This window comes from Curtobacterium sp. MCPF17_047 (genome assembly GCF_003234045.1).
In the GTDB taxonomy this organism is placed as follows: Bacteria; Actinomycetota; Actinomycetes; order Actinomycetales; family Microbacteriaceae; genus Curtobacterium.
Genome location: NZ_QKSF01000001.1, coordinates 136,781 through 156,271, shown reverse-complemented (window position 1 = coordinate 156,271; position 19,491 = coordinate 136,781). Strand labels below are relative to the sequence as shown.

The 19,491-nt window shown below is 67.9% G+C and carries 18 protein-coding genes; 10 read left to right on the top strand and 8 right to left on the bottom strand.

The genetic code is table 11. The annotated features are described in order from the left end of the window. The first annotated feature begins 37 nt into the window (after window positions 1-37). From trxB to DEJ33_RS00810, 4 genes are all read left to right on the top strand, one after another. Window positions 38-1,033: a thioredoxin-disulfide reductase gene (gene trxB / locus DEJ33_RS00825; RefSeq protein WP_111077019.1), complete on the top strand. Its 996-nt coding sequence runs from the start codon at window positions 38-40 to the stop codon at window positions 1,031-1,033. Between the two features lie 85 nt (window positions 1,034-1,118). Then, window positions 1,119-1,445, top strand: a complete 327-nt coding sequence (gene trxA, locus DEJ33_RS00820) for a thioredoxin (RefSeq protein ID WP_110902894.1) — start codon at window positions 1,119-1,121, stop codon at window positions 1,443-1,445. A gap of 232 nt (window positions 1,446-1,677) precedes the next feature. Beyond that, on the top strand, window positions 1,678-2,979 hold the full coding sequence (locus DEJ33_RS00815) for a PLP-dependent aminotransferase family protein (protein WP_111077018.1): 1,302 nt from the start codon (window positions 1,678-1,680) through the stop codon (window positions 2,977-2,979). A 45-nt stretch (window positions 2,980-3,024) separates the two neighbouring features. Continuing rightward, entirely contained in the window at window positions 3,025-3,987 is a 963-nt protein-coding gene (locus DEJ33_RS00810; protein WP_111194085.1) for a D-alanine--D-alanine ligase, read from the top strand. 1,792 nt (window positions 3,988-5,779) lie between these two features. On the opposite strand, the gene DEJ33_RS00805 is transcribed toward DEJ33_RS00810, so the two are convergent. From DEJ33_RS00805 to rpmH, 8 genes are all read right to left on the bottom strand, one after another. After that, window positions 5,780-6,769: a ParB/RepB/Spo0J family partition protein gene (locus tag DEJ33_RS00805; protein ID WP_111194084.1), complete on the bottom strand. Its 990-nt coding sequence runs from the start codon at window positions 6,767-6,769 to the stop codon at window positions 5,780-5,782. Beyond that, on the bottom strand, window positions 6,769-7,701 hold the full coding sequence (locus DEJ33_RS00800; protein WP_111077015.1) for a ParA family protein: 933 nt from the start codon (window positions 7,699-7,701) through the stop codon (window positions 6,769-6,771). Before DEJ33_RS00800 ends, DEJ33_RS00805 begins: the two co-directional genes overlap by 1 nt. Before the next feature lie 96 nt (window positions 7,702-7,797). Continuing rightward, a complete protein-coding gene (rsmG, locus tag DEJ33_RS00795) occupies window positions 7,798-8,460 on the bottom strand; it encodes a 16S rRNA (guanine(527)-N(7))-methyltransferase RsmG (RefSeq protein ID WP_111077014.1) in 663 nt (220 codons plus the stop codon). Then, the gene (locus tag DEJ33_RS00790; RefSeq protein WP_375334680.1) at window positions 8,457-9,026 is read right to left on the bottom strand and encodes a protein jag; all 570 of its coding nucleotides are present in this window, start codon (window positions 9,024-9,026) and stop codon (window positions 8,457-8,459) included. Before DEJ33_RS00790 ends, rsmG begins: the two co-directional genes overlap by 4 nt. Next, on the bottom strand, window positions 9,023-9,997 hold the full coding sequence (gene yidC, locus DEJ33_RS00785) for a membrane protein insertase YidC (protein WP_111077013.1): 975 nt from the start codon (window positions 9,995-9,997) through the stop codon (window positions 9,023-9,025). Before yidC ends, DEJ33_RS00790 begins: the two co-directional genes overlap by 4 nt. 8 nt (window positions 9,998-10,005) lie before the next feature. Beyond that, window positions 10,006-10,371 (bottom strand): membrane protein insertion efficiency factor YidD, encoded by a 366-nt coding sequence (yidD, locus tag DEJ33_RS00780; RefSeq protein ID WP_110902900.1) that lies wholly within the window; start codon window positions 10,369-10,371, stop codon window positions 10,006-10,008. Further along, the gene (rnpA, locus tag DEJ33_RS00775; RefSeq protein ID WP_111077012.1) at window positions 10,368-10,718 is read right to left on the bottom strand and encodes a ribonuclease P protein component; all 351 of its coding nucleotides are present in this window, start codon (window positions 10,716-10,718) and stop codon (window positions 10,368-10,370) included. Before rnpA ends, yidD begins: the two co-directional genes overlap by 4 nt. A gap of 18 nt (window positions 10,719-10,736) precedes the next feature. Then, window positions 10,737-10,874 carry a 50S ribosomal protein L34 gene (gene rpmH, locus DEJ33_RS00770; RefSeq protein ID WP_043595303.1) on the bottom strand — a complete coding sequence of 46 codons (138 nt, stop codon included), beginning with the start codon at window positions 10,872-10,874 and terminating at the stop codon, window positions 10,737-10,739. Between the two features lie 519 nt (window positions 10,875-11,393). On the opposite strand from rpmH, the gene dnaA reads away from it, so the two are divergent. The 6 genes from dnaA (at window position 11,394) to gyrB (ending at window position 19,391) form a co-directional block, all read left to right on the top strand. Then, window positions 11,394-12,851 carry a chromosomal replication initiator protein DnaA gene (dnaA, locus tag DEJ33_RS00765; protein WP_110902902.1) on the top strand — a complete coding sequence of 486 codons (1,458 nt, stop codon included), beginning with the start codon at window positions 11,394-11,396 and terminating at the stop codon, window positions 12,849-12,851. A gap of 514 nt (window positions 12,852-13,365) precedes the next feature. After that, window positions 13,366-14,526, top strand: coding sequence for a DNA polymerase III subunit beta (dnaN, locus tag DEJ33_RS00760; protein ID WP_111077011.1), 1,161 nt, complete (start codon window positions 13,366-13,368; stop codon window positions 14,524-14,526). 70 nt (window positions 14,527-14,596) lie between these two features. Then, window positions 14,597-15,481, top strand: coding sequence for a phosphogluconate dehydrogenase (NAD(+)-dependent, decarboxylating) (gnd, locus tag DEJ33_RS00755; RefSeq protein ID WP_111077010.1), 885 nt, complete (start codon window positions 14,597-14,599; stop codon window positions 15,479-15,481). Between the two features lie 37 nt (window positions 15,482-15,518). Continuing rightward, a complete protein-coding gene (recF, locus tag DEJ33_RS00750; RefSeq protein WP_111077009.1) occupies window positions 15,519-16,736 on the top strand; it encodes a DNA replication/repair protein RecF in 1,218 nt (405 codons plus the stop codon). Continuing rightward, the gene (locus DEJ33_RS00745; protein ID WP_111077008.1) at window positions 16,736-17,236 is read left to right on the top strand and encodes a DUF721 domain-containing protein; all 501 of its coding nucleotides are present in this window, start codon (window positions 16,736-16,738) and stop codon (window positions 17,234-17,236) included. The genes recF and DEJ33_RS00745 overlap by 1 nt, the downstream gene beginning before the upstream one ends. A gap of 133 nt (window positions 17,237-17,369) precedes the next feature. Next, on the top strand, window positions 17,370-19,391 hold the full coding sequence (gene gyrB, locus DEJ33_RS00740) for a DNA topoisomerase (ATP-hydrolyzing) subunit B (RefSeq protein ID WP_111077007.1): 2,022 nt from the start codon (window positions 17,370-17,372) through the stop codon (window positions 19,389-19,391). Window positions 19,392-19,491: the final 100 nt, after the last annotated feature.

The window sequence follows — 19,491 nt, the reverse complement described above, 5'->3', positions numbered from 1 at the left end:
TTGACCCGGTCAGCAAGCAACGGAAGGGCAGTCACGCATGCGCGAGCTCATCATCATCGGTTCCGGTCCCGCCGGGTTCACGGCCGGCATCTACGCCGCGCGCGCTGAGCTGAAGCCGCTCATCGTCGCCTCGAGTGTCGAGACCGGCGGTGAACTCACCAAGACCACCGAGGTCGAGAACTTCCCGGGCTTCCCCGAGGGCGTCCAGGGCCCCGACCTCATGATCAAGATGCAGGAACAGGCCGAGAAGTTCGGTGCCGAGGTCCTGTACGACGACGCCGTCTCGGTCGACCTCACCGGCCAGGTCAAGAAGGTCACGGTCGGCTCCGGCGAGACGTACGAGGCCCTCACGGTCATCTACGCCACCGGTTCCGCGTACCGCCACCTCGGCCTCGCCGACGAAGAGCGTCTCTCCGGCCACGGCGTCTCCTGGTGCGCCACGTGCGACGGGTTCTTCTTCCGTCAGAAGAACATCGCCGTCGTCGGCGGTGGCGACTCCGCGATGGAAGAGGCCACCTTCCTCACCCGCTTCGCCGACAAGGTGACGGTCATCCACCGCGGGGACTCCCTGCGCGCGTCGAAGATCATGCAGGACCGCGCGATGAACGACCCGAAGATCGAGTTCGCGTGGAACAAGGAAGTCACCGGCATCACGGGTGGCTCCGCTGTCGAAGGCGTCACGCTCAAGGACACCGTGACCGGGGAAGAGTCCTCGCTCGCCCTGGACGGTCTGTTCATCGCGATCGGCAACGACCCGCGCACGCACCTGGTGCACGGTCAGCTCGAGATCGCCCCCGAAGGCACGCTCGCCGTCGAGGGCCGCTCGTCCCGCGCCGTCGGCGTCCCGGGTGTCTTCATCGCCGGTGACGTGCTCGACCCGACCTACCGACAGGCGATCACCGCCGCGGGCTCGGGTGCGGTCGCAGCCCTCGACGCCGAGAAGTACCTCGCCGACCTCGACCGCGACCTCACCGACCAGGCCGAGGGCGTCACCCCGACCGAGGCGATCATCGACGTCACCGCCCGGGTCTGACCTGCGGCCCCTGCACGCCACGGGAATGTGCGCCGCCGCGTCCCCGTTCACCACACCGAACCGACTTCCCGTCGAAGGAGCAAACATGTCCAGCGCAAAGGCAGTGACCGACGCCACGTTCGAGGCCGAAGTCCTCAAGTCCGACAAGACGATCCTCGTCGACTTCTGGGCCGAATGGTGCGGCCCGTGTCGTGCGGTCTCCCCGATCCTCGACCAGATCGCCGCAGAGCACGCCGACAAGATCGAGATCGTCAAGCTCAACGTCGACGACAACCCCCAGTCGGCCATGAACTACCAGATCACCTCGATCCCCGCGATGAAGGTGTTCAAGGGTGGCGAGGTCGTCAAGACCGTCATCGGCGCCAAGCCGAAGCCGGCCCTCGAGGCCGACCTCGCGGACTTCCTCGCGTAGGAGATCCGCCGCACAGACCCGGACGCCCCGTCCTCCATTCCATCGGAGGGCGGGGCGTTCGTCTGTCTGGAGGCCCGTCCAGCGTCCGCCGACCGGCGGACGCTGAGGGGGCCTCCAGGCCGCAGCCCGGCCGCAGACAGGCCACGGATCGTCGATCGGCCTGTGCGGGGGGACGACGGACGCCCTGCTGCATGTCGTACTGTGGCGAGAACGACCGAGTGGAGGAAACTCGATGACGAACGGCAACAGTCTCGATCCCTGGTACGACTCCTACGCCCAGCGCACCGCCGGGCTGAGCGCCTCCGAGGTCCGAGCTCTGTTCGCCGTCGCGTCGAGGCCGGAGGTGGTCTCGCTCGCCGGCGGCATGCCCTTCGTCTCCGCGCTGCCCCGTGAACTGGTCACCGGCTCGCTCGACCGGGTGATGGCCGAGGACTCCGCGATGGCGCTGCAGTACGGCGGTGGACAGGGCCTGCGGTCCCTCCGCGAGCACATCGTCAACGTCATGTCGCTCGAGGGCATCCGTGCCAGCGCGGAGGACGTCGTGGTCACCACGGGGTCCCAGCACGCACTGGACCTCGTCACGCGGCTCTTCATCGATCCGGGCGACGTCGTCCTGGCCGAGTCCCCCTCGTACGTCGGGGCCATCGGTGTGTTCCGGTCGTACCAGGCCGAGACGGTCCACGTGGCGACGGACGAGCTCGGACTGGTCCCCGAGGCCCTGCGCGAGACGATCGCCCGTCTCCGGGCCGCTGGCAAGCGGATGAAGTTCCTGTACACGATCCCGAACTTCCACAACCCAGCCGGTGTCACGATGAGTCGGGAGCGCCGCATCGAGGTGCTCGACATCTGCCGCTCGAACAACATCCTGGTGCTCGAGGACAACCCGTACGGGCTGCTCTGGTTCGACGAGCCGGCACCCCAGGCGATCCGCTCGATCGACGACGAGGGTGTGGTCTACCTCGGCTCGTTCTCGAAGACTCTGGCTCCCGGGTTCCGCGTCGGATGGGCGCTCGCCCCACACGCGATCCGCGAGAAGCTCGTGCTCGCGAACGAGTCGGCCGTGCTCGCCCCGAACTCGTTCGGCCAGTACGTCGTCAACGCCTACCTCGACGCCGCGGACTGGAAGGGTCAGGTCGACACCTTCCGCGGGATCTACGCCGAGCGCCGTGACGCCATGCTCTCCGCCCTGGGGGAGTTCCTGCCCGACCTCAGCTGGACCGTGCCGAACGGCGGGTTCTTCGTCTGGCTCACGCTGCCGGACTCCCTCGACTCGAAGGGCATGCTGCCCCGGGCAGTGAAGGAGCTCGTCGCCTACACACCGGGCACCGCCTTCTTCGCCGACGGGCGCGGAGCCGGCAACATCCGGCTCTCGTTCTGCTACCCGACGCCGGAACAGATCCGGGTCGGGGTGAAGCGGTTGGCGTCCGTCGTCAACGACGAGCTCGAACTGGTCGAGACCTTCGGATCCGCCAGTCGCTCGAGCGCCTCGGTGAGCACCTCGACAGTCAGCTCCCCGCAGCCGAACATGCCCTGACCAGGGCTTTCGTACCGATCAACGACATCCGCAGAGGATCGCCCCATGGCCGAGTTCGCCAGCCGTCACGTCGTCGTCGTCGCCGGAGGAATCTCCCACGAGCGGGACATCTCCCTGCGGTCCGGTCGGCGGGTCGCGGACTCGTTGACCGGCTACGGGTGGCAGGTCGACCTGCGGGACGCGGACGCCTCGCTGTTGCCCGCGCTGGCCGCGAACCGGCCGGACGTCGTCTGGCCCGCGCTCCACGGCGCGTCCGGCGAAGACGGCGCGCTCCGCGGCATCCTGGAGGCCCTCGACATCCCGTACGTCGGCTCCCGCTCGACGTCCGCTCGCCTGGCCTGGGACAAGCCCACCGCGTCGGCACTCGTGTCCCTGGCAGGAGTCCGGACGCCGCGCTCGATCACCCTGTCGCACGACGTCTTCCGGGAACTCGGTGCCGTGGGCGTCCTCCAGGCCATCGCCGCGGAGCACCCCGTCCCGCTCGCGGTGAAGCCTGCACGCGGCGGCAGCGCCCAGGGCGTCACCCTGGTCGAGAACGCCGACGACCTGCCGCGTGCAATGGTCGCTGCGTACACGTACTGCGAGGACGCCGTCGTCGAACAGCTCATCCGGGGCACCGAGATCGCCGTCGGGATCATCGACACCGGTGACGGCCCGACTGCGCTCTCGCCGGTCGAGATCGTGCCCCGCAACGGGTTCTACGGGTACGAGGCGCGGTACAACGCGGGGGAGACGACCTTCTTCACGCCCGCGCGACTCAGCGAAGAGCAGTCGCAGGCTGCCTCCGCTGCAGCCGTCCTGGCGCACCGAGCACTCGGGTTGCGCCACGTGTCCCGCGTCGACCTCATCATCGACGGGGCCGGCACGCCGTGGTTCCTCGAGGCCAACGTGCTGCCCGGGCTGACCGAGACGTCGCTCGTACCGCAGGCACTGTCCGCGTCAGGGTTCGACCTCGGGTGGACCTACGCCGAGTTGGCGGAGCAGGCCATCCGGGACCACTCGGCCTGACGCGTCGACCCGGCGCCCGGACAGCAGCCGGCCCCAGCTGACTCCCGCCGACCTTCAGCATCGTGGCCTGCCGGGGGAGTTGGGAGGTCGGAGCTCTGTCGTGGGGCTCTCTCGGAGGGTCAGTTCCTGGGCTTCCTACTGGCGCCGGTCACTCCTGGGGCGGTTGCGCGACCAGCGCTGGGGCAAGGGCGACGACGACGTCCCGATGTTCCACGTGGAACATCGATGTCGGCTCCGAGCCAGCATCAGCATCAGCACGTGGGGTACTCGGGCGCTGCTCTCCACCATCGCAGATCCCACGACCAGGGCGCCAGTCCCCGGTCGTCCGGTGGCCGCGCTCGGCAGTTCCGTACGGGAGCCGTCCCACCCGGCCTGGCGTCGACCGCCTGCTCCGCGGTGATCTCACCTCGTAGCCCGAATGTCGGTCACGCCTCAGCCAAGTGCAGCACGGGTGCACCGCATGGAGTAACGCAAGGACCACTCGGGGACCCAACCGCTTGTGCAGTTCAGGCGAAGCCAGGGCGCTTTGGCCCAGCGCGACTGCACGACCACTTGCTTGCGCCACCGCGTCACGGCGGCACTACGGCAGTACTTCAGCTCTCGCGTGCGACAGAGCGCGGCACAGTGACTGATCCACGCACTCGTCATTCACTGCATCGCTGGGTCGTTACGGCGCTGATCGGGTGCGCTGGTACCTCACCGCATCCACGGCTCCCTCGGACACTGGGTCGTCGCCACGTCCCGTCACCGCCACTGCGATCCGCCGTCGGGTGCGACCAGGTGACCCTCGCACACGTGCTCGGTGAGCCGCTCAGACAGCTTCTCGACGACCTCGCGGTCCGGAGGAATGTCCGCTGGCACCTTCGGGCTGGTCAAGCTGGTGCAGGGGAGCGTCAAGCGAGAGCATCGCATCACTCGCGCCGTCAATCCGGCTTCGTTCCTGCACCAGCCGCGACCTCGCACCGCGCAGATCGGCCCCACGACTTGAGCCACACCCGATTGCTGCGGGCGATCAACAGCAGCGTCGATTCCCCTCGGAACCACGTCGGGTCGCTTCACGATTCCGTCATCTCAGCTGCACCGGAAGTGAGCCAGAGAGCCGCACCCGTGGCCCTGATCTACCGGCGCGGCACAGGACGCCGCTGGTCAAAGCGACGGGTCTCTCGCGATCGGAGCGCCGCCGTCCTACGACCGGCAAATGACGTGGAGCGTCGGCCTGGCGAGCCGGGTTGGGTGTCAGGCAGGCGTTCCACGTGGAACATTCGCCGTCGCACCTACGAGGACGGGGGGGTCGTTCCCAGCAGGACGGCTCGGTCGTGACCGAACGGCAGACCCGTGCAGGAGAGGCCCAGGCGGCGGACTCTCGTGATCCAGCACGAGGTGGCACTCGTGGCGAGAGTGTCCTGTCACTCGAGAGACTCTGGGCCCTCACGGAAGTGTTCCACGTGGAACATCGCTTCAGCCATCCCTGGGCAGCGTAGAACTCGGTGTAGCTCGTTGCACCCCACTGCGGCCCGCGCGGAGGGCTCCTCTCGAGGCAGCCGTCCGCCCGGTAGGATGCATGGCTCAACGACGGAGAGCCGACAGCTTCCGCGCGAACCCGTCACGACGCTTCCCGCAAGGCGACGCCAACAACCCCGACGATCAGCTGACGCGGAAGACGTCCATCGGGTCCTCGACGCGAGTCAGGGCCCGCAGGACGCGGTTCATGGCCCCGACCGCACCCGGTCAACCATGAGCGCTCCCGACGCCGCAGACGGCCACACAGCGGCTCATCGCCCTGGCTGTGCCGTCAACCAGCCAGGTCCTGTACTCCGAGCTCCTTGAGGATCCGAGCCAGATCGTCCGGGTTCGCGAAGTCGATCGTCACCGAGCCCTTGCGGGCGCCCACGGCGATCTTCACGCGCGTGTTGAGCCGGTCACCGAGACGCTCCGCCATGTCGTTGAAGTGCACCTGCCGCTTCGACGGCTGTGCGGGGGACTTCGCCGGTGTCTTCGTGGAGAGCTGCTGGGCGATCGCCTCAGCAGCCCGTACCGACAGGTCCTCGTTGACGATCTTCTCGGCCAGGTACTCCATCGCCTCGGCGTCGGGCGCCGCCAGGATCGCTCGGGCGTGCCCGGCTGACAGAACACCCGCCGCTACACGGCGCTGCACGGGGGAGGGCAGCCGGAGCAGACGGATCGTGTTCGTGATCTGCGGACGGGAGCGACCGATCCGCTGTCCGAGCTGCTCCTGCGTGATGCCGAAGTCCGCCAAGAGCTGCTGGTAGGCCGAGGCCTCCTCGAGCGGGTTCAACTGTGCCCGGTGGAGGTTCTCGAGCAGTGCGTCCCGGAGCATGGCGTCGTCAGGGGTCTCCTTGACGATGGCCGGGATCGTTGCCAGTCCGAGTTCCTTCGTGGCGCGGAGGCGGCGCTCACCCATGATGAGCTCGTACTGTGGCGCGGTGCCGGCAGCACCCGGGATGGGTCGCACGACGATCGGCTGCAGCAACCCGATCTCGCGGATGGAGTGCACGAGCTCCTGGAGCTCTTCCTCGCGGAACTCCTTCCGCGGCTGCTGGGCGTTCGGCACGATGTCGAGCGGGTTGAGGTTCGCCAGCCGGGCCCCTGGGACAGCAAGGAGCTCCTCTGCAGTACCCGCGCCGGAACCGCCGCTGGTCGTGTCCGCCGCCGAGGTACCCCCGGACGGGAAGAACACGTCGACGGGCCGCTCCTGCTGCTCGTTCGTCGTGGGGATGAGCGCGCCGATGCCGCGCCCGAGTCCGGTCCGCTTGGGTGCCATCAGGCCTTTGCTCCTCGTTCTGCGATCTCGGCTGCGGCCTCCAGGTAGGAGAGCGAGCCGGTGGAGTTGACGTCGTACGAGACCACACTCTGCCCGTAGCTCGGCGCCTCGCTGACCCGGACCGAGCGGGGGATCATGGCCTGCAGCACCTGGCCACCGAAGTGGGTCCGTACCTCGTTCGCGACCTGGTTCGCCAGGTTCGTTCGACCGTCGTACATGGTCAGCAGGATGGTCGACACGGCGAGGTGCGGGTTCAGGTGGCGTTCGATCAGTTCGATGTTCCGCAGCAGCTGGCTCAGACCCTCGAGCGCGTAGTACTCGCACTGGATCGGGATGAGTACTTCCTTGGCCGCGACGAAGGCATTGATCGTCAGCAGGCCGAGCGACGGCGGGCAGTCGATGAAGACGTAGTGGAACGGCTCGTCGACCGAGGCCAAGTACTCGTCGAGCGCGGTCCGCAACCGCTGCTCGCGGGCGACGAGCGAGACGAGTTCGATCTCGGCACCCGCCAGGTGGATCGTCGCCGGCACGCACCACAGAGTCTCCGATTCGGGGGAGCGCTGGACCGTGTCCGCCATGGGAGCCTCGTCCACGATGACGTCGTAGATGCTCGCGACCTCGGCCTGGTGGTCGATCCCGAGAGCAGTCGACGCATTGCCCTGCGGGTCGAGGTCGATCACGAGAACCCGGGCTCCGCCGTGCGCCAACGCCGCCGCGAGGTTCACGGTGGTGGTCGTCTTTCCGACGCCACCCTTCTGGTTCGACACGGTGAAGACCCGCGTCTTCTCCGGCAGCGGGAACTGCTGGGTCGCGATGGCGCGTCGCCGCCGGTTGAGATCAGCGATCTCGCGCGCGAGGGGCGTCGACGCGTCGTAGTCAGTGGATGAACTCAACGAGTGCCTCTTCCCCGGTCTGTGTTTCACGTGGAACATCGGGGCCCATTGCGGTGCGTTCGCCCCTCGACGCATCAGCCCGCGCAGCGGCGGAACCGTGCAGCAGCCGAGCCCAGTCAGACCGGACCGGTGGCGTCAGTCAACTGTAGCCCGGAAGACACGCGTGGTCTCGTCGACCACACCCACCCCGAGCTCCAGGACCTCGACGTCTTCAAGTCGGGTGCGCAAGATCACCTTGCGAGCGGCCGTGACCTCGTCATCGACGCGCGCGCCCTTCATGAGGATGAGTTGCCCGCCGGACCGGACGAGCGGGACCGTCAGCGGGATGAGCTTCGAGAGCGCACTCACAGCGCGCGCAGTGACCTGGTCGAGCACGAGCTCATCGGCAACGTCTTCGGCGCGCGCACGGACCACCGTGACGTTCTCGAGTCCCAGGCGGTCCGCTTCACCACGGAGCCAGTCCGTCCGCCGCTCCATCGGCTCGATGAGCGTCATCGACACGTCCGGACGAGCGATGGCCAACACCAGCCCGGGCAGACCGGCGCCCGATCCGACGTCGCCGACGGATGCACCCTCATGGAGGAGTGGGGCCACCAGGGCAGAGTTGAGGATGTGTCGTGTCCAGAGCCGGGGGAGTTCGAGGGGACCGATCAAGCCCAGCTCTTCACCACGACGGGCGAGCTCGTTCGCGAACGACCGTGCGACGTCGATCTGTTTCCCGAAGAGGCTCGCGGCAACGGCCGGCTCGGCCTCCAGAACAGGAGGCTCCGAACCGGCCGTGACGTCGGTATCCGTCATCGCGTGATGACCGTGTGGCGGTCCCGGCCCTCGCCCTCCGACTCCGAGTGGAAGCCCTTCTCGGCGACCAGGTCGTGGACCAACTTGCGCTCGTAGGACGACATCGGGGGGAGCGCCGCGGTGGTCGAACCGGCCTCGATGCGCTCGACAGCGGTGTCCACCAGACGCTGCAGCTCCGTGGCACGGGCGTCCCGCGATCCACCGATGTCCAGGATCAGGCGGCTGAACTCGCCCGTCTCGGCCTGCACGGCGATCCGGGTGAGCTCCTGCAGTGCCGTGACCGTGTCCGGCTTGGCGAGGACGCGCAGGGCCGCCCCGTCGTCCGTGACGGTCAGGTAGACGCGACCAGCCCGCTCCTCGATCTCGATGTCGCCGTCGAGGTCGCAGATGTCGAGCAACTCTTCGATGTAGTCGGCAGCGATGTCCGCTTCGTCGCGGGTCTCGTCGTCGCCATCCACCTCATCACCGTCCACGTCATCGCGGTCCACGTCGACCGTCGCGTCGGTGGGGGCGAGGTGCTGGTCGTCCGTGGTGTCGACGACCGCAGCGGTGTCCTGCTCGCTCACTTGGTCTTCCCGTTCTTCTTGGCGCGCGACTTGCCGACCGGCTGCTGGCGCTGGTTGTTCACGCGGGCTTCGACCTCGGCCAGGGAGGCCCCGGCGCCGGCTTCGGTGAGGACGCCGGCGGTCGCGGAGGAACCGCTGCGCTGCGCCTTCTTCGCGAGACGGGCCTCACGGGCGAGCGCCGCCTCGGACCCGGGCGTCGGCATGCTGCGGATGACGAAGTACTGCTGCGCCATCGTCCAGATGTTCGAGGCCAGCCAGTAGAACATGACGCCGAGGGGGAACGACAGACCCGAGATCACGAAGACCAGCGGGAGCACGTACAGCATCATCTTCTGCTGGCGGTACATCGGAGACTCCTTGGTCTCCGGCGACATGTTCTTGGCGACGAGCTGCAGCTGCGTGATGAACTGCGAGGCCGTCATCACGACGATCATGAAGCCCGCGATGACCCGGACTTCCCAACCCGATGCGTTCGTGAACGTCTCGTGCAGGGGTGCGCCGAACAGCGAGGCGTTGCCGAACGACTTCGCGAGGTCGCTCGAGAGCAGGCCGATGCCCGTCTTGTTGATCTGGGCTTCGTGCAGCACGGAGTACAGCGAGAAGAAGATCGGCATCTGGATCAGGAGCGGCAGGCAGGAGCTCAGCGGGTTGGTCCCGGTCTCCTTGTACAGCGCCATCGTCTCGCGGGACATGGCCTCACGCGAGAACTGGTCCTTCTTGCCCTTGTACTTGTCCTGGATCTTCTTGAGCTGCGGGGCGACCTCCAGCATCCGTCGCTGCGACTTGATCTGTCGAACGAAGATGGGGATCAGCGCGCCGCGCACCACGAAGGTCAGGAAGATGATCGACAGCACCCACGTGATGCCCGCGGAGGGGTCCATCCCGAGGTTCTCGAAGACCCAGTGGAAACCGACCAGGATCGCGGACACCACCCATTTGAGTGGCCAGAGGATCGTACCGATGAGGTCCATGGGGACGGTCACGCCTTTCGAGTGCGCTGGGGGAGCAGCACCGGACGGACCGTGCCGGCCGAGGTCTGCTGTTGCTGCGGGATCGGCGCGAGGACGAACCCGAACCGACTGACGGTGAAGGGGCGGCGACGTTCCCTGACGTCGTCGATCCCGCCGGCTGCCCACGGGTTGCACCGGGCGATGCGCCAAGCGCCCATCGCCGATCCGCGGACCACGCCGTACTGCTGGATCGCCTCGAGCGCGTACCGCGAGCACGAGGGGTGGTACCGACAGACGTTGCCGTAGAGCGGCGAGATCACCGCTCGGTAGGCCCGGAGCACCACGACGCACGCGTTGCGTGGGAGCAACGCGAGGACCCAGAGGAACCGGTTCATGCTGCCTTCTCCACACCGCGCGCGAAGGAGCGCGTGATGTCTTCGAGCAGGGTAGGCCATGCGGCCTGCGCGGCGGCTGGCAGTGCACGCACCACCACGTCGTACCCGAGCGGTGCGCTCGGGAGGACCCCGTGCGCGATCGCCTTCAGTCGGCGTCGCACGAGGTTGCGCGTCACCGCGTTCCCGACGGTCTTCGCCACGATGAACCCGAACCTGGTGGGACCGGGATCGTCATCGAGGCGACGGACCACCGACACGACAGCGTGCGCCGTGGCGCTCTTGCGGCCACGGCGCACGACCATCCGGTAGTCGTCGCCTCGGACGATGCGGTTGGCTCGGGCCAACACGACGAGGACCCCCGCGGATCAGGCGGAGAGCTCGGTGCGCCCCTTGCCGCGGCGTGCGGCGAGGATGGCGCGGCCCGCACGGGTGCGCATGCGGGCGCGGAAGCCGTGCTTCTTGGCGCGGCGGCGGTTGTTCGGCTGGAAGGTGCGCTTGCTCATGATGATCTCCACACGGCTGCTCGCGGCGAGCCGTCACGTATGCGTTGGTTGACGCGGAAGGCGCGACCGAACGGCCGCAGTCAACTGGACAACGGTACGTGACGAGGGCTGCGAGGTCAAATACCCGCGGGCCGGTGGCCACCCGCAGCATCGCGTGCTCCCGATTCTCCACACTGGGGACAACTTCCGTTGGGTACGACGCGCCCCGGTCCTTTACAGTTGTGTCACCGCACCGCCGGAAGCCCGGTAGTACGGGCGAGTACCCCCTCGACCTCGGTCCGCGCGGCCGTGGAGCAGACTGTGGACAACCCTGTGGGAAGCTCGACGGGGAAACGGCGCCAGAAGACCGCGCCGATCGCCTCCGGCAGTCCAGGAGGCGCGGGCCGGCCCGGCGTGGCTCGCTCGCCGGTCGACGCCCGGCCTGGTGCCGGACGGACCGGATCCGGACGGGACAGACCCGGACCGACCACGCCCGCAGAGCGACGCACCCGAGCAGTGAGACCAGGAGACGAGCACGCCATGACGATGCCGGCCGACCCCGTCGAGGACCTCTGGTCGTCGGTCCTCGGGATCCTCTCCGACGACGACCGGATCACGCCGCAGCTGCACGGGTTCCTCAACCTCGTCGAACCGAAGGGCGTCCTCGCCGGGACCCTCTACCTCGAGGTCCCGAACGACCTGACCCGCGGCATGCTCGAGCAGCGCATCCGGGTGCCCATCACCGAGGCGGTCTCGCGGATCGGTGACGACTCGGTCGCCAACTTCGCGATCACCGTCAACCCGGACATGGCCTCGGAGCCGCGGGTCGACGCCGTCGCGGTGCCCTCCTACGCCGAGCCGGTGCAGGAACACGTCCCGCAGACCGCTGCACCGCGCCAGTACATCGAGGCGCCGTTCATCCCGAGCCCGGTGGACTCACCCGGGACCGGCGGCCGCCCGGAGTCCCGGCTCAACCCGAAGTACAACTTCGACAACTTCGTGATCGGTGCCTCGAACCGGTTCGCCCACGCCGCGGCGGTCGCGGTGGCCGAGGCGCCGGCGAAGGCCTACAACCCGCTGTTCATCTACGGCGACTCGGGTCTCGGCAAGACCCACCTGCTGCACGCGATCGGGCACTACGCCGAGAGCCTGTACCCGGGGATCCGGGTCCGGTACGTGTCGAGCGAGGAGTTCACCAACGACTTCATCAACTCGATCGCCAACAACCGCTCGAACCAGTTCCAGCAGCGCTACCGCGACATCGACATCCTGTTGATCGACGACATCCAGTTCCTGCAGGGCAAGGACTCCACGCAGGAGGCCTTCTTCCACACGTTCAACACGCTGCACGACCACAACAAGCAGGTCGTCATCACGTCGGACGTGGCGCCGAAGCACCTCACCGGGTTCGAGGACCGGATGCGCAGCCGCTTCGAGTGGGGCCTGATCACGGACGTGCAGGCACCCGACCTCGAGACACGCATCGCGATCCTCCGCAAGAAGGCACAGTCGGACCACCTGCAGGTGCCGGACGACATCATGGAGTTCATCGCGTCGAAGGTGTCGAGCAACATCCGGGAGCTCGAGGGCACCCTGATCCGGGTGACCGCGTTCGCGAGCCTCAACCGGACGGCCGTCGACATGGCGCTGGTGCAGACGGTCCTCAAGGACCTGATCACCCTGGACGAGGACAACGTCATCGCGCCGACGGACATCATCAACCACACCGCGGACTACTTCAAGCTCTCGGTCGACGACCTCTACGGCTCGTCCCGGTCGCAGGCGATCGCCACGGCACGCCAGATCGCGATGTACCTGTGCCGTGAGCTCACGAGCCTGTCGCTGCCGAAGATCGGCCAGCTGTTCGGCAACCGCGACCACACGACCGTCATGTACGCCAACAAGAAGATCGCCGAGCTCATGAAGGAGCGCCGCTCGATCTACAACCAGGTCACCGAACTGACCAGTCGGATCAAGCAGGACCGCCGGTACCGGTAGCGCGTACCACCGCGCCACCCCCCGTCCAGGGCCCACGCCGCCGGTCCCTGACCGACGCGCAGCGGCGGGCAGGCCGTGCCGGTGGGGAGAGGCCCGTCCCGCACCCGGGATCGGCCTCCTTCTGCGTGCGTCCACCATCTGAGACGGTTCCATGCGGCGGATTCCCCACAGTGTGGAAAGCCTGTGGATAACTGTGGAGGACACGCCGCCCGCTTGTACACAGCCGGAGGGGCACCTGTGGAAACTGGGGAGAGAAGTGGATAGATGATTTTCACTCATCCAGAGGTCGCTCACACGCCGCCAACAAGTCACACGGTTGTAGTTCCCAGTCGGGGAGCGGCATCCCCAGAGTTGTCCACAGTGTGCACAGGCGTTAAGACCATTACTCCTCTCTTCTCTCTCCCTCTCCCTGGGCCAACCTCTGGGGACGGCGAATGACACGGATCGGCGGTCTGCCGACGCTGTGCCACAATGGGGCGGCCGGGCAGTCAACCGATCGACAGGGGTCCACGCCGTGAAGTTCGAGGTCAACCGGGACGTCTTCTCCGAAGCCGTCTCCTTCGCGGTGAAACTCCTCCCACAGCGCACGACCCTCCCGATCCTGTCCGGTGTGTTGATCCACGCCGACGGTGATCGTCTGACGCTGTCGTCGTTCGACTACGAGGTCTCGGCGCAGACGTCGATCGCCGCGCAGATCGACGACCCGGGCACGGTGCTCGTCTCCGGCCGACTGCTGAACGACATCGCGAGCCGACTGCCGAACGCCCCGGTCAGCTTCTCGACCGAGGACTCCCGGATCACGGTCACCTGCGGCTCGGCGCACTTCACGCTGCTGTCGATGCCCGTCGAGGAGTACCCGACGCTCCCCGAGATCGGTCCGCAGACCGGCGTCATCCCCGGCGACTCCTTCTCCGAAGCCGTCTCGCAGGTGGCGGTCGCCGCCAGCCGTGACGACGTCACCCCGGTCATCACCGGTGTCCAGCTCGAGGTCGGCGAGCACGACGTCTCGCTCATCGCGACCGACCGCTACCGCGTCGCGGTCCGCACCATCCAGTGGGACTCGGGCCGCGCCGGCAACGACGGCGACGCAGCCACGACCCTCCACGCCCTCGTCCCGGCCCGGACCCTGCAGGAGGTCGGTCGCACCTTCGGTTCGGCCACGACGGTGTCGGTCTCGATCAGCGGTGGCTCCGACCGCGAACTCATCGCGTTCCACGCCGACGACAAGACCGTGACCTCCCTGCTCATCAAGGGCAACTACCCGCCGGTCCGCCGGCTGTTCCCCGAGACGGTCCAGGACCACGCGGTGATCAACACCGCGGAACTGGTCGAAGCCGTCCGACGGGTCTCCCTCGTCCTGGAGCGCGAAGCCGCGCTCCGGTTCTCCTTCACGGTCGACGGGCTCACGCTCGAGGCGATCGGTTCCGAACAAGCGCAGGCGTCAGAGTCGATCGATGCGTTGCTGACCGGTGAGGAAACGGTTGTCTCCCTGAAACCGGCCTTCCTCCTCGACGGGTTGAATGCAGTGCACTCCGAATTCGTCCGGATCTCCTTCACCAAGACGGAGAACCCGAACAAGCCGGGACCGGTGTTGATCACCGGTCAGTCCTCGCGAGAGGAACCGGCCACGGACGGATACCGGTACCTGCTCCAGCCCAACCTCCTGCTGCGCTAGTCGCAACGGGGATCCTGCGCTGACGCGCCACCACCTGCATCAGCGCGACATCGACGAAGAAGAGGAAATCATGCAGATCGGTCTTGTCGGCCTCGGGAAGATGGGCAACAACATGCGTGCGCGTCTGCGCAACGCAGGGATCGACGTCGTCGGGTACGACGCGAACCCCGCCGTGTCGGACGTCGCCGACCTCGGCGCACTGGCAGCGGCACTCACCGGGCCGCGCCTGGTCTGGGTGATGGTCCCGCACGGGAAGATCACCGACGACGTCATCACCGACCTCGCCGAGGTCCTCGAGCCGGGCGACCTGGTCATCGACGGCGGCAACTCGAAGTGGCTCGACGACGAGGTGCACGCGAAGCAGCTCGACGCCAAGGGCATCCGCTACATGGACGTCGGCGTCTCGGGCGGCGTCTGGGGCAAGGACAACGGGTACGGCATGATGGCCGGCGGTGACGTCGCGGATGTCGAGCGTGCGATGCCCGTCTTCGACGCGCTGCGTCCCGAGGGCCCGCGCGAAGAGGGCTTCTCGCACGCCGGCGGCATCGGCGCGGGGCACTACGCGAAGATGGTCCACAACGGCATCGAGTACGCGATCATGCAGGCGTACGGCGAGGGCTACGAGCTCCTCGAGGCGAAGGACATCATCACCGACGTCCCCGCCGTCTTCGCCGGTTGGCAGCGCGGCACCGTCGTTCGCTCCTGGCTGCTCGACCTCATGGTCCTCGCGATCAACGAGGACCCGAAGCTCGACGCCATCGAGGGCTACGTCGACGACTCCGGCGAGGGTCGGTGGACCCTCGAAGAGGGCATCGAGCTCGCGGTGCCGATGCCGGCGCTCTCCGCGGCCATGTTCGCCCGCTTCGTCTCGCGTCAGGGCAGTGCGTCCCCGACGATGAAGGCCGTCGCGGCCCTGCGCAACCAGTTCGGCGGCCACGCCGTCAAGAAGGCGTAGTCGGTCGGGGTAACCCCCTCGACCCGTCTCGGCCCGCGTGCACGTCGACCATCTCCAGCTCTCCGACTTCCGGAACTACCGGGAGGCGGACGTCGACTTCGCACGCGGGCCGAACCTGTTCGTCGGCCGCAACGGTCAGGGCAAGACCAACCTCGTCGAGTCGATCGGGTACCTCTCGACCCTCGGCTCGCACCGGGTCCCCACCGACGCCGCGCTCGTCCGGCAGGGCTGTGACTCCGCGATCGTGCGGGCGCGGCTCGCGCACGAGGACCGGAGCATCCTCGCCGAGGTGCAGATCAACCGCACCGGATCGAACCGGGCGCAGGTGAACCGGTCGGCGATCAAGCCACGTGAACTGCCGCGGTACTGCACGAGCGTGCTCTTCGCGCCGGAGGACCTGGCGCTCGTCCGCGGCGAACCGTCCGGGCGCCGTCGGATGATCGACGAGCTCCTCGTCCAGATCGCGCCGCGGATGCAGGGCGTCCTGGCCGACTACGACCGGACGCTCCGGCAGCGGAACACGCTGCTCAAGTCCGCGCGCGCGACCGGGGCGAAGGCGGGGGCACTCTCGACGCTCGACGTCTGGGACGACCGACTCGTCGAGTTCGGCGCCGAGATCATCGCGGCGCGCGACCACCTCACGCGGCGGCTGGCCCCGTTCGTGACGGAGTCGTACGCGACGGTCGCCGGCGAGCGACACCAGGCGTCGATCGCCGGTGTGCTCAGTGTCCGCGGTGCCGACCCGGAGGACGCGGCCGCGACGGACCCGGTGCTCGGGACCCCGGAGGAGCCGGTCACCATCGCCTCCGCTGCCGAGGCCTTCCGAGCGGCGCTCGAGCGGCGGCGGCGGGACGAGCTGGACCGCGGGTTGACCCTCACCGGCCCGCACCGGGACGACGTGCTCTTCGAGCTGAACGGGTTACCGGCCCGCGGATACGCCAGTCACGGGGAGTCCTGGTCGTTCGCACTCGCCGTGCAGCTCGCGTCGGCGACCATCCTCCGCGCCGAGTCCTCGCTCGGGGACCCGATCATCATCCTCGACGACGTGTTCGCGGAACTCGACGAATCGCGGCGTGAGCGGTTGGCCGGAGCGGTCGCCGACTACGAGCAGGTGCTCATCACCGCGGCCGTGCACGGCGACGTCCCCGGCCAGCTCACCGCGCACACCGTGCGGATCGAGGCGGGCGCCATCGTGACCGACGAGGCGGACGTGGACCGTGCCTCCCGTCCGGATCCCACCCCGGCGGCGTCCTGATGCCCGCCCCCCGGAAGCCCGCGGAACCCTCCCGCGTCTACCAGCACTTCAAGGCCGTCTTCGGCGACCCGTCGAAGCGCGGCCTCGATGCCCGACGCCGCCGAGCCGCCGGACAGGACCCGGACTCCGTGCCGTACGGCAAGGGAAGAGAGCCCGCGGGCCTCGGCGACGTGATGGGTGCCCTCACCGCTGAACTCGGCTGGACCGAACCGCTGGCACGTTCCGAACTGTTCGTGGACTGGCCCAGCGTGGTCGGTGACGAACTCGCGAAGCACTCCACACCGGTGACGATCGAGGACGGCGCGCTGGTCATCCGGTGCGACTCGACGGCCTGGGCGACGCAGCTCCGACTGATGCGCGGGACGGTCACGACGACCATCGCCCAGCGGTACCCGGCAGCGGGGGTCGAGTCCATCCGGGTTTCCGGCCCGGACGCCCCCACATGGAAACGCGGCCTCAGGTCGGTCCAGGGGCGCGGCCCTCGCGATACCTACGGTTGACCAGACGAAATCATCCATCCGTCTGAGATTCGTCGCTCTGTGAGGCGTACGGCCCCCGGACTCGGGCCCTGCTGCGGTAGACTGGGGAGTGCAGTGCGCGGGCGTTCCGCGCGCAGGCAGGAGCACCCCCGACATGACATCTGAATCTGACGACGACCAGCGAGACCCGCAGAGTGACGAGGTCCAGCCGCAGGAGCTGGCCCCGCAGAGCGAACCATCGTACGGCGCAGACCAGATCCAGGTGCTCGAAGGGCTCGAAGCCGTCCGCAAGCGCCCGGGCATGTACATCGGATCGACCGGCCCCCGTGGTCTCCACCACCTGGTGCAGGAGATCGTCGACAACTCCGTCGACGAAGCGCTGGCCGGGTACTGCGACACGATCAACGTCACGATCCGCGAAGACGGCGGCGTCCGCGTGGTCGACAACGGCCGTGGCATCCCCGTGGACATCCACCCGAACGAAGGCATCTCGACGGTCGAGCTCGTCCTGACCGTCCTGCACGCCGGCGGCAAGTTCGGCGGCGGTGGCTACGCGGTGTCCGGTGGTCTGCACGGTGTCGGCTCCTCCGTCGTGAACGCGCTCTCGAGCGAGCTCGACGTCGAAGTCCGTCGACAGGGACACGTCTGGCGGCAGAGCTACACCGACGGCGTCCCCGTGGCGCCGCTGTCCCAGGACGAAGCCTCCGACGAGACCGGCACCACGATCACCTTCTGGCCGAACGCCGAGATCTTCGAGTCGGTCGAGTTCGACTACGAGACGCTGCGTGGCCGGTTCCAGCAGATGGCGTTCCTCAACAAGGGCCTGCGTCTCACGCTCGTCGACGAGCGGACCCCGGCCGAGGGCGAAGAGGCCCGCAACGACTCCTTCCGCTACGAGCGCGGGCTCGCCGACTACGTCGAGTACCTCAACGCGCAGAAGAAGGCCGACCTGGTCCACCCGGACGTCATCGGCTTCGAGTCCGAGGACCCGGAGCGCAAGATCGCGCTCGAGGTCGCGATGCAGTGGAACACCTCCTACCAGGAGAGCGTCCACACCTTCGCGAACACGATCAACACGCACGAGGGTGGCACCCACGAAGAGGGCTTCCGCGCTGCACTCACCACGCTGGTGAACCGCTACGCGCGCGAAGCGAAGATCATCAAGGAGAAGGACGACAACCTCACGGGTGACGACATCCGTGAAGGGCTCACCGCCGTCATCTCGATCAAGCTCGGCGAACCGCAGTTCGAGGGCCAGACCAAGACCAAGCTCGGCAACACCGAGGCCAAGTCGTTCGTACAGCGTGTGGTCGGCACGGAGCTCACCCACTGGTTCGAGAGCAACCCGACGCAGGCGCGCGACGTCGTCCGCAAGGCGATCCAGGCGTCGCAGGCCCGGCTCGCCGCCCGCAAGGCCCGCGAGACCACCCGGCGCAAGGGACTCCTCGAGTCGGGCGGCATGCCCGGCAAGCTCAAGGACTGCCAGTCGAAGGACCCGACCCTGTCGGAGATCTTCATGGTCGAGGGTGACTCCGCCGGTGGCTCCGCCGTCCAGGGCCGCAACCCGATGACGCAGGCGATCCTGCCGCTGCGCGGCAAGATCCTCAACGTCGAGAAGGCCCGGCTCGACCGCGCCCTGGCCAACCAGGAGATCCAGTCGATGATCACGGCGTTCGGCGCCGGCATCGGTGAGGACTTCGACCCGGACAAGGCCCGGTACCACAAGATCGTGCTGATGGCCGATGCTGACGTCGACGGCCAGCACATCACGACGCTGCTGCTCACGCTGCTGTTCCGCTACATGCGGCCGCTCATCGAGCGCGGCTACGTGTACCTGGCGCAGCCGCCGCTGTACCGCCTGAAGTGGTCGAACTCGGCACACGAGTACGTGTTCAGCGACCGGGAGCGCGACGCGATGCTGCAGACCGGCATCGCCGCCGGCAAGCGCATCCCGAAGGACAACGGGATCCAGCGCTACAAGGGCCTCGGCGAGATGGACTACAAGGAGCTGTGGGACACCACGATGAACCCGGACACCCGGACGCTCCTGCAGGTCACGCTCGAAGACGCGGCCGCGGTGGACAGCGTCTTCGCGACGCTCATGGGTGAGGACGTCGACGCCCGTCGCCAGTTCATCCAGCAGAACGCGAAGGACGTCCGCTTCTTGGACATCTAGGCCGGGAGGCGCGGCGTGAGCCGCGTCGACCCGACCCGACCCCACGTGGTCGCGCCCGGCGCGACCGACGGACGACGAGCCTCCAGGCTGTCAAGGAAGG

Bases quoted from the DNA above. Each gene is read 5' to 3' on its own strand.
- trxB (WP_111077019.1), top strand. From the start codon at position 38: ATGCGCGAGCTCATCATCATCGGTTCCGGTCCCGCCGGGTTCACGGCC.
- trxA (WP_110902894.1), top strand. From the start codon at position 1,119: ATGTCCAGCGCAAAGGCAGTGACCGACGCCACGTTCGAGGCCGAAGTC.
- DEJ33_RS00815 (WP_111077018.1), top strand. From the start codon at position 1,678: ATGACGAACGGCAACAGTCTCGATCCCTGGTACGACTCCTACGCCCAG.
- DEJ33_RS00810 (WP_111194085.1), top strand. From the start codon at position 3,025: ATGGCCGAGTTCGCCAGCCGTCACGTCGTCGTCGTCGCCGGAGGAATC.
- DEJ33_RS00805 (WP_111194084.1), bottom strand. From the start codon at position 6,769: ATGGCACCCAAGCGGACCGGACTCGGGCGCGGCATCGGCGCGCTCATC.
- DEJ33_RS00800 (WP_111077015.1), bottom strand. From the start codon at position 7,701: ATGTTCCACGTGAAACACAGACCGGGGAAGAGGCACTCGTTGAGTTCA.
- rsmG (WP_111077014.1), bottom strand. From the start codon at position 8,460: ATGACGGATACCGACGTCACGGCCGGTTCGGAGCCTCCTGTTCTGGAG.
- yidC (WP_111077013.1), bottom strand. From the start codon at position 9,997: ATGGACCTCATCGGTACGATCCTCTGGCCACTCAAATGGGTGGTGTCC.
- yidD (WP_110902900.1), bottom strand. From the start codon at position 10,371: ATGAACCGGTTCCTCTGGGTCCTCGCGTTGCTCCCACGCAACGCGTGC.
- rpmH (WP_043595303.1), bottom strand. From the start codon at position 10,874: ATGAGCAAGCGCACCTTCCAGCCGAACAACCGCCGCCGCGCCAAGAAG.
- dnaA (WP_110902902.1), top strand. From the start codon at position 11,394: ATGACGATGCCGGCCGACCCCGTCGAGGACCTCTGGTCGTCGGTCCTC.
- gnd (WP_111077010.1), top strand. From the start codon at position 14,597: ATGCAGATCGGTCTTGTCGGCCTCGGGAAGATGGGCAACAACATGCGT.
- DEJ33_RS00745 (WP_111077008.1), top strand. From the start codon at position 16,736: ATGCCCGCCCCCCGGAAGCCCGCGGAACCCTCCCGCGTCTACCAGCAC.
- gyrB (WP_111077007.1), top strand. From the start codon at position 17,370: ATGACATCTGAATCTGACGACGACCAGCGAGACCCGCAGAGTGACGAG.